The organism is Asaia sp. A2 (assembly GCF_057319415.1).
Map to the genome: position 1 here is coordinate 182454 of NZ_JBXWTO010000005.1, position 8788 is coordinate 191241.

The following is an 8788-nucleotide window of genomic DNA, read 5'->3' on the forward strand; positions in this document are numbered from 1 at the left end:
AACCACGGAATGAAGGAATTGACCATGCACGCCATGATGAATCGCGTTCCCGTCCAGGGGAGCATGTCATGAGCACATACGAACAGAAAGTTGCTGATCTTGTCCGTAGCCAGGCAGGTCTGCCTGACGTGCCAGCGATAAACCTCGATGCCATAGCCGAAAGATGGGGCGTTGAGGTTCATTACATGGACGAGGACGATGCAATGCGGGATGGGGCAAGTGGGCAGTTCCTGTTGAGGAATGATCGCCCTGTTATCCTGATCAACCCCTTGCGTGCGCAGACCCATCAGCGGTTCACTTTTGCTCATGAGTTGGGGCATTTTTTCATGAGGCACGGACCGCGCGCCCGAGACACTAAGGCGCAGCTACAGAAGCGTGATCCTGTGGAGTTTTCGGCAAATCGCTTCGCGGCTGAGTTGCTTATGCCTGAAGATCATGTGCGCGATGCAGTTCGCAATGCGACTCCTCTTTACCAGATGGCGAGGCAGTTTGGCGTATCTGAGGAAGCAATGGGCTATCGCCTGAAGAACCTTGGATATCGTACGCTCAATGTCTGAGCAGCCCGATGATGCCGACTTTTCCGGTGTGGGCGATGACGAAGCTATCGCTCCCGGAAGGAAAACAGAGTTCGATATAGCAGTTGCTAATCTTAACGCTCAAGCGCTCGCTAGGATAGAGAAAGAAGCCGAGCAAATAATCAAGCATAGATCGTGGCTTTTCTATGGATCTGGCTTGATTTCAGTTGTTTTCATTGGCGCACTAATTTGTTTGGCCTTTTATTATATAAAAGGTCGATTTTTGTTAGACTTGGCAGAGCAAGCAGGCTGGCACGCACTTCTGGCGGCAGATGCGATTTTCGTCATGCTTGCATTTATCCCCCTCTCGATATTCTGGACATTGGCCCGCTTGGTGCGGAAGGAGCAGGAACGAGACTTGGCGGAAGACGCGTCTGTTCTGGGCTCACTGTCTAAGGTTCTCGAATCTGCCAAGGACCTTGTGGATACAGTTAAGGGTGCATTGACGAATAAGTAAGAGCGGTGTTGTTCATCTGACCAAATGGCTTGGCATCGTATAGGGTGGAAGCCCTGAGTTGACGATGGCGGACGTGAAACGGCTTTGTGGTACGCCAAATCACAATGATTATATATTCTTTCTTTTTTCTATTTCGCTTGTTAGCCCAGTGTAGGCAAGGCTAGCTATTCTTTTCATCTCGAAGTGACTTACTCGTATTTTTTCCCAGTAATCTTGTATCTCGATGATTATTGCGCCTATTTCTATAGATAGCTTATCAAACCTCTCCTTATTATCGCTTCGTCGTTGTTCCGCTATCAGTGCGGTGAATTTCTCGTAAAGCGAATTGTTAAATAGGAAGGAGTCTATGAGACCCGACGATAACGTATACGAGTAAACAAGATTTTCTATTGTTTGTTCGCTTGATATTTTTCCAATTATATTCGTGTTGTTCCTATATATAGGAAAATAATCACCACTTATTGGTATATATATGGGAGTCGCATTTGCCGATGGTGTATTCTCTAGTGAGTTTCCTATCTGGCTCTGGTATCGATTGAAAACGGTATTCAGTTCAGACCTAATCGATATTAGCGCATTTGACACGAGTATATTTTCTACCTTCCTTTCTTCTTTTTCTCTATGTTTTAACGTCCAGTAGGTTGTTATTATAGAAAATATTCCCCCGCCCAAGAAGCCAGACACGGATCCAGATAACGACCCCGACGCGACGGTGGTCCAGAAATCTCCGCTCATCCTATCTTCCCTTCATACTTTTCCTTCCAAGTCGAGACGAGGAAGGACGCCATCGTGCCAGCAAGATTGACTGCGAGTTCCGCGTGCCTGGGCTGCGGCCTTATGGGGTTTCTACCCTGCCCGTGAGCATCGCCAATCTTGTTTCTTATGGTTCCGAGCCCATTCACTATAGTCTGGCAGCCCCCGAGGATCGCTTTGAAGGTCTCTTCCTGATGTTGGCTGGGGGCAAGATTCAGGCGCGTTGCGGCTAAAAACCAAAGCTTCGGGAGTTCTGCGTTCGAGGGGTAAATCTCACCCGCATCATCGAGGATATGCTTGCATACGGTTTCGAGAAGGGTGCGCGCGGTAGTGATCGCACCATCGGGATCGGATAGCCGACGATCAAGGGCCTTTTGCCAGATATCGGTCACATGTGCCGGATCGAAGGTCTGTAGAGCCTCTGAGATTGGGGGAATTGCCACTCCGCGGTGCTGCGCTTCGAGGTGCTCGAATGTTGGCGCAAAGCCATCCCAGATGTATTTCCGGCGCTCCGCATACGATGGGAATTTTGCCTTGATGAATTGCCAAAACTGATCGTTATTTCGGCAGCGACGTACAAAGTCGGGTAGTCGGTTTGCAATGGCGGCTTCCTGCAGGAGTTCCTGTCGGAGGCGGATGAAGACATGGTCATCCAACTGGGTCTCACCTGTCGCCCGGCATATGAGGCCCATCTGAAACTTCTCGACCTTTTCCTTGAGCGTTCGCTCATCGTCCTGGTCGTCAAAGTCCATCATGTAGCCGCTCCCTGAGGCGAACCCCTGGACCCCCGCCATTCTCCGCGATGAATTCGACGCCAGCGGCTTCTAGGGCGGCGCGTATGGCTTCAATGGTACGGAGGTTGAGGTTCTCACCGCGCTCAAGCCGTGAAACCGTGTCAGGAGAGACCCCCGCATTAGCGGCTAACTCCCGCACTCCCCAGCCAATAGCGACTCGTGCCATTTTACATTGCACAGGCAAAATCATCGTTACCCCGTTACGATACCCTTGCACTGTTACGAGTGCGGTATTATCGTAACCGTGTTCTGACATCATTACAATGTCAGGCGACCGAGTGCGGAGATTGCACCTTCCACACTCGGCCTAACCGCAACCGAAGGAGAATTTCGGCAATGGCTGAACACGCCCATAGCATGTCCGCGCCATCGCGGGCAGCGTCGATCTGCGTCCAGTTTGTGGCCGGGATCGCACTCTCATTCCTGCTGGCCATTGCGGTCATCGGCTTGGAAACGCCCGATCCAGTCACGTCCGGCCACGCTTACGCCGTGGAGGCCGTGCGATGACCCAGATGTACCGGGTTCGTTTCATCGGCTGCGCCCCCTATTCGATCTTCGAGGTCATCGGCGCCTCCATTAGCACCAGTGCTGCACTGCTGCGTAGGACGCTGCCCGCGTGGGCAAAGTGTCCTGCCATCTCGTCGGCCACTGCTAGCCGAGGGCCGGTGTTGTGAGCGGCCGGCTAGGCATCCTCACTCGTGAGGAAGAAGAAGTCGTGCTCGAGATGAGGGACGTAGTATTGCTGTCTTTCGAAGCCAAAAGTATGGCCCACGTTCTCCAGGCGGCCCTGCAGGGCCTTGATGCCGACGAAGTTGCAGGGGCCTGCGCATGGATTGCAGGTCAGATTACTGTCGCCCTAGAGCGCATCGACGACATATTAAAAACCAAATCGGAGGAAGGCGCATGATAGCCCTTCCATACACCGTCTGGCACTTTTTAAAGGTTGGAGAACTGATCGGCCTTTTGGAGATTAGCGTCCGGCTGCGCCCACTGCTGGTTGCAGGGACTTGCGTCAATACCCGCTATATCACAGCTGCCGGCGATGCGGTTCTTTGGGGTGTCGTAAGCAAGGCAAAGTATGAACTGGCCCCGAGCGCTACACCTACTGTGCCAGGGCAAGATGGCCGCGTAGGAGCGGAACTGGATGAGGTAAGGGGGGCTTCGGGCACCTATCTGCAACAGTTTATGCGGCTAAGGTCTAAGGCTGAGTCCATGCCAGCAAACGTGATGGCGCAAGTGCAGGCTAAGGTGCGCCTGGCACTTGTCGGGGAGCCCCAGCAACAAACGCTCTTGGCCGATTCGGAGAGCCTTGAGGCCGTCTTCTGGTCCTTATACCGTGATCTTCTCGCACGGACGGCAGGTGTGGCATGAGCACGCCATCGTTTGCCGTGACCCGACGCGGGGCTCTTGCTGGCGCCTTTATGTTCTCTGGTTTGGCCGCTGGCACGGCATTAGGCAGTGAGGGTGTTATGCGCCCAGATGACGCTTTGCATCTCGCCAGTGCTGTATTCTGGGATTGCGAGGCGAGATTGGAGGCGTTGGAGCACGTCCCTGATGGACCGCTCGGCAGTGAGGTCAATCAGCGTCACGAAGCCCAGCGGGATGCCCTGACTGCCAAGCAGGAGGCTGCACTGGCGCGTCTTGCGAGTATCCCCGCACAGACCCATGCGGCCCTTATTCTCAAGGCCGCCATCGTCGAGCGTGTCCTGCCGCGTGAAGTCGATAGCTTCGATCTGGATAGCAATTCAGCCCCGATACGGCTTTCCGTTTTCCTCGCCCGCGACGTGAGAGCGCTGAGATGACGCAGTTATCCGCTGCCCGATTCCTATTGCCTGTTCCACCTATGTTTCCCATTCTAGTCGATGGCGCGGCTAGGTCTGGCCGCCGAACGCCGGAACCCCACGTCTGGCCCGCCGCGCCGCCTTCAATGCGTGGGGACTGCTGGCGTGGGGCGGCAATGAGCGACATTGGGGTGCTCCTGGTGCAAGCTGGGTGCTTACTGAAGGCGGAAGACCGTCACCTTCAGAATGACTTCGACACTATGGTGAAGCATGTCGAACACTATACTCGCTTGCAAAAAGAACAGTTGCCTTATGATCAAGCGGTCATGCCCCCCTCAGCCGCTTTGCGCTTGACGCATGACTATTGTCTCGCGGCTGAGCGGCTCCTCATAGCTTTATTGAATGAGCTTCGGGCTAAACGGCTTCATGCGTTCGGCAGGTGCGGCTCGCTTGACGCGGAGCCAACGTTATTGCGTCAGCATTTTATCCCGTATGTGAAATGTAAGGGTGTGCAGGCATTCAGGCGGTCGGAGCTGATTGTAGGCGACACCGTTTGGTATGACTTTCGTCTGCTCCGTTCAGCGGAGAGAGATACGACGCAGCACACCGTCGATCAGACACCTGCCATCATGACGCGGCTCGAACCACAGAGAGAGAAAAGCACTGAGGATACTCAGGGTCTGGTGCCCGTTAGCCGTTCCGTAGGTATGATTTCAGAGGGTTCCGAACTGCGTGCGGTTCATAACACTTTAGTCGCCAGCGCGGGTGATGTGCCTCACGCGGTTGGTAACCGTGCGCGCAAGAGCTTTCCCAGTGAGAGTGTTGTGATCAATATCCTGCTGGGTCAGGAAGATATCAGCGATCTCAAGAAATCCGATATCAGCAAGATCGCTCGCGAGATCCGTCCTATCCTGACGCAGAGCCGTTTCGATGGCGAATTCTGGCATGAGTTGAAGGCCACGGCGAAAGAACGGGGCATCCCGCTTCGCAGGCGCGGTAGGCCGTCAATCAAATAGGGGGGGCGATAAATAGAGGGTGATTTATTACCCCCTTATTTATTCCCTCTTTTTCCCCCTCATTTTTATGCGGTTGCATCCCAGCAAGCCACCAGTCGCGGCAAGAAGATCGCTGACGGTGCCTGCTAGAGGGCTTTCAAATGGTTATCGATTATCTTCATCGTCCGGATCACGGGAATAGGGGGTCTGTGTCGCCATCGCAGGCGACTATCGACCCGAAAGCTTTGGTTGTGAGCGAACATGACGCCAAGCTCTACACGGGGTTGAGCGGTCGCACGCTGCAACGCCTGCGCCTTGAGGGCCGGGGGCCGCACTTCATCCGGCTGACGAATAAGAAGGTCGCATATCGGGTCTGCGATTTGCAGGCATGGGTGGCCGAACGTCTCGTCACATCGACATCGGATGCCACCGTTCGCGGTGTTGGAGGGATTGCATGATGGGCGCAATCATTCCGTTTGCCTTCGGCGACAACGTAGTGCGAGTAGCTGAACGCGATGGCGAGTCATGGTGGGTCATGTCCGACATCTGCGCCGTGCTTGAGATCAGCAAGCCTCGCGACGCCGCTGCTCGATTGGAGGATGACGAAAGGGGGTCGCTAGTAGTGGACACCCTTGGAGGGGTGCAAGAGACCGTCGCTATAAACGAGTCCGGCCTTTGGTCACTCGTATTGACCAGCCGTAAGCCTGAGGCGAAGCGCTTCAAGAAATGGCTTACCAGCGAGGTCATTCCTGCCATCCGCAAGACGGGCGCTTATGTTGCCGGAAAGCCTGGTGATAGCGCGATCGACTTGGCCGCGAGGGCAGATGCCGCCGTGCGTGACGCTCTCCAAAGGTTTGAGGCGCAGGTCGATGTGCTTGGGACTAAAGCCCGCGCCTATGATCGCCTGACAAACGCTGAGGGGCTCCACAGTCTCACGGAAGCAGCCAAAGAATGCGGCTGCCCGCGTGATCGCTTTCTGGCTGTCCTACATGCGCACGGATGGATTTACCGCTCTGCGGGCAAGAAACGGTGGTTGGGTCATGCAGCAAAAGAGCGGGCCGGGCTGGTCAGTCACAGAACCTGCGACGTGCGTGATGCAGATGGTCGATTGCATACCAAGGCGCAAGTGCTCATCACCGCATCGGGATTGGCCAAGGCTGCGACACTCCTCAGCATCTCGGAGGGCGTATGATGGGCGTCGTAGGCCACTCTGTGATAGGGGACGCGCGGGCAAATCTCGCCGCCGTCGGTCTCATTCATCCGCGCCGCCGTCTCCGGCTCAATCCCGGCGAGAGGCGTGTTTTCGAGGAAGCTGCGCAGGAGCTTTTGACGGTTGATAGTGTGACGGTGGGAAACTGCCCGAACCTTTACAGGGCGATGGTGGTCGCTCAGCTACGCGGTGCCCCGGAATGGTGCTTGGGTCCGGACAATGAGTTCACGCATGATACAGAGATAGACCTGACAGTGCCCGTCTCGTGGGCTGCCTGGTGGATCGCTCAGCGCATGGGCAGCTTTCCTGTCTCAGAGGCGCGCCAGACAGTGTCCTCGGAAATGTGGGGGCTTGTCGGGGCGTGTGACCATTGGCTCTATGAGGCCCGTGATCGCAAGGGTCTTTATATCGCTGATTATATAGATCGGGCATGGCGGGCTGCGGCGGTCTTCGGACCGATGTATTTCTTGCTCGGTGACGTAACGCCGGGACCAAGCGGCCCCATCTCACCCCCGACCGGACGCTCATCGCCTGCATTGGTGTACTCGGCGGTTCAGGAGGGCGCGCCATGAGCCAATCCGCCCTTACTATGCGTCTGCCCGCGATTGATCGCAGGAGCTATCTGAAGCAGGCCGATGATGACGGGGTATTATGGCGACCCGATACGGCATCTGGCAGCCTGGATGATCGCTTTCAGGGACTTCTCTCTGCGCTGTTGATGCCTATGGCCGGTGCATCGGCGCTCTGGCGTTTGCGGTCCTCTCGTGCGGCGGGATTGTCGCCAAGCGTTGAAATGAGCGATGGCGTGGTCTGTCAGCTTATTCGCGCCAGTCGGATCACACGGTCATTGATCCGTGCCGATCTGGCTTTTCATGACCTGGTGGCGCTACAGGGGGCCGCCATCGCTCAGGCAGCGTTCTGCTTTACCTCCCCTGTCATGACGCTCGCGGCACGGGCAATTCAGGTCGATCCGGCGCTTGATCTGCTGCCTGCCTGGCTCAATGGGCTCGGCTGGAACGATCTCGTTGCACATACGAGGCGGCGTGACATTGCGGCTCAGGCCATTCTCGCCGGACAGGCAGTGATTGATCACGTTGGCCAAGCAGGGCGTGTGATCCGGCTCAGGGGGAGTTGCCATGAGGCATGATGCCGCATCCCTTGCCCGCATGTTGTCTGACCGTGCCGATGCTCTGGCGCGCGAATTGCTGCCTCGCGGCAAGCGTGATGGCGTCGAGTGGCGTTGTGGCTCCCTCGCCGGTGAAAAGGGACAGAGTCTGGCAGTTCGCATCAACGGCGAGCGGCGTGGGGTCTGGGCAGATTTCAGTTCCGGTGAACGGGGGGATGCGCTCGATCTGGTCGCCGCCTGTTTGTTTCGCGGTGACAGGCGTTCGGCCATGGACTGGTCACGACGATGGCTGGGTCTGTCTAATGACGGGGCGCCTGCTCAGGAACGGATAAACAGGCCGCTAGCGCCCGATAAGTCTGATGCAGGTGTCTCAGGTGAGATCGATCAGGAAGCTCAGAAAAGGCGCGCTCAGGCCCGAGCCCTATGGTTTCACGCAGATCCCTGCATCGCTGGAACACCAGTCGAGGATTATCTGAAAGGGCGTGGGCTCGATCTGCGCGAACTTGGCAGGGCTCCGGGCGCACTCCGCTTCGCTTCGGCGTGTTGGAATGGAGAGCGGCGAGAGGCGTTGCCCGCGATGGTTGCCGCCATTGCGGGGCCAAATGGCAAGCATGTTGCGACCCATCGCACATGGCTTGAGCGAGGTTCTGACGGTCACTGGCAAAAAGCAACACTGGACCGGCCCAAGATGGTTCTGGGCGGCTTTGCCGGGGGATGTATCCGGCTGTGGCGCGGGGCGTCTGGTCTGGCTCTGGGGGTGGCTCCTGAAGGGGAAAGTGCCATCGTCTGCGAAGGCATTGAGACGGGGCTGGCTTTAGCTCTTGCATGCCCCGAACGGCGCATTCTCGCGGCAGTATCGGTGTCGAATATGGCACGCCTCGTTCTACCGCCCTCGATCACGGATGTGACGATAGCGGGCGATAATGATGGCGACAATCAAGCTGCACGACGCGCCCTGGAAGCGGCATGTCGTGCTTTTGCAGAGCAGGGGCGAACGGTCCGGCTCGCAATTCCTGAAATGACTGGCGCGGACTGGAATGATGTCTTGCGGGGGCAAAATGACAAAACAGGAACACGCCCCGCGCGGGCGTAAAGCG

At 56.4% G+C, this 8788-nt stretch carries 15 protein-coding genes; 12 read left to right on the top strand and 3 right to left on the bottom strand.

Annotated features, from left to right (window positions below):
• Positions 1–68 precede the first annotated feature (68 nt).
• On the top strand, positions 69–557 hold the full coding sequence (locus ACWNRM_RS06280) for an ImmA/IrrE family metallo-endopeptidase (protein WP_485169909.1): 489 nt from the start codon (positions 69–71) through the stop codon (positions 555–557).
• Entirely contained in the window at positions 550–1032 is a 483-nt protein-coding gene (locus ACWNRM_RS06285) for a hypothetical protein (protein ID WP_485169908.1), read from the top strand. The genes ACWNRM_RS06280 and ACWNRM_RS06285 overlap by 8 nt, the downstream gene beginning before the upstream one ends.
• Positions 1033–1140: 108 nt before the next feature.
• Here the strand turns inward: ACWNRM_RS06285 and ACWNRM_RS06290 are convergent, their stop codons facing one another.
• The 3 genes from ACWNRM_RS06290 to ACWNRM_RS06300 are packed head-to-tail and all read right to left on the bottom strand — an operon-like array spanning position 1141 to position 2745.
• Positions 1141–1767, bottom strand: a complete 627-nt coding sequence (locus ACWNRM_RS06290) for a hypothetical protein (protein ID WP_485169907.1) — start codon at positions 1765–1767, stop codon at positions 1141–1143.
• Positions 1764–2540, bottom strand: a complete 777-nt coding sequence (locus ACWNRM_RS06295) for an abortive infection family protein (RefSeq protein WP_485169906.1) — start codon at positions 2538–2540, stop codon at positions 1764–1766. Before ACWNRM_RS06295 ends, ACWNRM_RS06290 begins: the two co-directional genes overlap by 4 nt.
• Positions 2527–2745, bottom strand: coding sequence for a helix-turn-helix domain-containing protein (locus ACWNRM_RS06300; RefSeq protein ID WP_122048774.1), 219 nt, complete (start codon positions 2743–2745; stop codon positions 2527–2529). The genes ACWNRM_RS06295 and ACWNRM_RS06300 overlap by 14 nt, the downstream gene beginning before the upstream one ends.
• 170 nt (positions 2746–2915) lie before the next feature.
• Between ACWNRM_RS06300 and ACWNRM_RS06305 the strand changes: the two genes are divergently transcribed.
• The 10 genes from ACWNRM_RS06305 (at position 2916) to ACWNRM_RS06350 (ending at position 8784) form a co-directional block, all read left to right on the top strand.
• Complete coding sequence (locus ACWNRM_RS06305) at positions 2916–3086, top strand: hypothetical protein (RefSeq protein WP_162993341.1); 171 nt, start codon at positions 2916–2918, stop codon at positions 3084–3086.
• A gap of 163 nt (positions 3087–3249) precedes the next feature.
• Positions 3250–3486 (top strand): hypothetical protein, encoded by a 237-nt coding sequence (locus ACWNRM_RS06310; RefSeq protein WP_485169905.1) that lies wholly within the window; start codon positions 3250–3252, stop codon positions 3484–3486.
• Complete coding sequence (locus tag ACWNRM_RS06315) at positions 3483–3950, top strand: hypothetical protein (RefSeq protein ID WP_485169904.1); 468 nt, start codon at positions 3483–3485, stop codon at positions 3948–3950. The genes ACWNRM_RS06310 and ACWNRM_RS06315 overlap by 4 nt, the downstream gene beginning before the upstream one ends.
• Positions 3947–4381 (top strand): hypothetical protein, encoded by a 435-nt coding sequence (locus ACWNRM_RS06320; RefSeq protein ID WP_485169903.1) that lies wholly within the window; start codon positions 3947–3949, stop codon positions 4379–4381. Before ACWNRM_RS06315 ends, ACWNRM_RS06320 begins: the two co-directional genes overlap by 4 nt.
• A 155-nt stretch (positions 4382–4536) precedes the next feature.
• Entirely contained in the window at positions 4537–5376 is an 840-nt protein-coding gene (locus tag ACWNRM_RS06325) for a hypothetical protein (protein ID WP_485169902.1), read from the top strand.
• A 230-nt stretch (positions 5377–5606) separates the two neighbouring features.
• Positions 5607–5813: a helix-turn-helix transcriptional regulator gene (locus tag ACWNRM_RS06330; protein WP_485169901.1), complete on the top strand. Its 207-nt coding sequence runs from the start codon at positions 5607–5609 to the stop codon at positions 5811–5813.
• Positions 5810–6547 (top strand): phage antirepressor, encoded by a 738-nt coding sequence (locus ACWNRM_RS06335; protein WP_485169900.1) that lies wholly within the window; start codon positions 5810–5812, stop codon positions 6545–6547. Before ACWNRM_RS06330 ends, ACWNRM_RS06335 begins: the two co-directional genes overlap by 4 nt.
• Positions 6544–7137 (top strand): hypothetical protein, encoded by a 594-nt coding sequence (locus ACWNRM_RS06340; RefSeq protein ID WP_485169899.1) that lies wholly within the window; start codon positions 6544–6546, stop codon positions 7135–7137. The genes ACWNRM_RS06335 and ACWNRM_RS06340 overlap by 4 nt, the downstream gene beginning before the upstream one ends.
• Positions 7134–7712, top strand: a complete 579-nt coding sequence (locus tag ACWNRM_RS06345; protein WP_485169898.1) for a hypothetical protein — start codon at positions 7134–7136, stop codon at positions 7710–7712. The genes ACWNRM_RS06340 and ACWNRM_RS06345 overlap by 4 nt, the downstream gene beginning before the upstream one ends.
• Positions 7702–8784 (top strand): DUF7146 domain-containing protein, encoded by a 1083-nt coding sequence (locus tag ACWNRM_RS06350; protein ID WP_485169897.1) that lies wholly within the window; start codon positions 7702–7704, stop codon positions 8782–8784. The genes ACWNRM_RS06345 and ACWNRM_RS06350 overlap by 11 nt, the downstream gene beginning before the upstream one ends.
• Positions 8785–8788: the final 4 nt, after the last annotated feature.

Excerpts from the sequence above, each read along its gene's own strand:
- ACWNRM_RS06280 (WP_485169909.1), top strand. The coding sequence starts at position 69 with ATGAGCACATACGAACAGAAAGTTGCTGATCTTGTCCGTAGCCAGGCA.
- ACWNRM_RS06285 (WP_485169908.1), top strand. The coding sequence starts at position 550 with ATGTCTGAGCAGCCCGATGATGCCGACTTTTCCGGTGTGGGCGATGAC.
- ACWNRM_RS06290 (WP_485169907.1), bottom strand. The coding sequence starts at position 1,767 with ATGAGCGGAGATTTCTGGACCACCGTCGCGTCGGGGTCGTTATCTGGA.
- ACWNRM_RS06295 (WP_485169906.1), bottom strand. The coding sequence starts at position 2,540 with ATGATGGACTTTGACGACCAGGACGATGAGCGAACGCTCAAGGAAAAG.
- ACWNRM_RS06300 (WP_122048774.1), bottom strand. The coding sequence starts at position 2,745 with ATGGCACGAGTCGCTATTGGCTGGGGAGTGCGGGAGTTAGCCGCTAAT.
- ACWNRM_RS06305 (WP_162993341.1), top strand. The coding sequence starts at position 2,916 with ATGGCTGAACACGCCCATAGCATGTCCGCGCCATCGCGGGCAGCGTCG.
- ACWNRM_RS06315 (WP_485169904.1), top strand. The coding sequence starts at position 3,483 with ATGATAGCCCTTCCATACACCGTCTGGCACTTTTTAAAGGTTGGAGAA.
- ACWNRM_RS06320 (WP_485169903.1), top strand. The coding sequence starts at position 3,947 with ATGAGCACGCCATCGTTTGCCGTGACCCGACGCGGGGCTCTTGCTGGC.
- ACWNRM_RS06325 (WP_485169902.1), top strand. The coding sequence starts at position 4,537 with ATGAGCGACATTGGGGTGCTCCTGGTGCAAGCTGGGTGCTTACTGAAG.
- ACWNRM_RS06335 (WP_485169900.1), top strand. The coding sequence starts at position 5,810 with ATGATGGGCGCAATCATTCCGTTTGCCTTCGGCGACAACGTAGTGCGA.
- ACWNRM_RS06340 (WP_485169899.1), top strand. The coding sequence starts at position 6,544 with ATGATGGGCGTCGTAGGCCACTCTGTGATAGGGGACGCGCGGGCAAAT.
- ACWNRM_RS06345 (WP_485169898.1), top strand. The coding sequence starts at position 7,134 with ATGAGCCAATCCGCCCTTACTATGCGTCTGCCCGCGATTGATCGCAGG.
- ACWNRM_RS06350 (WP_485169897.1), top strand. The coding sequence starts at position 7,702 with ATGAGGCATGATGCCGCATCCCTTGCCCGCATGTTGTCTGACCGTGCC.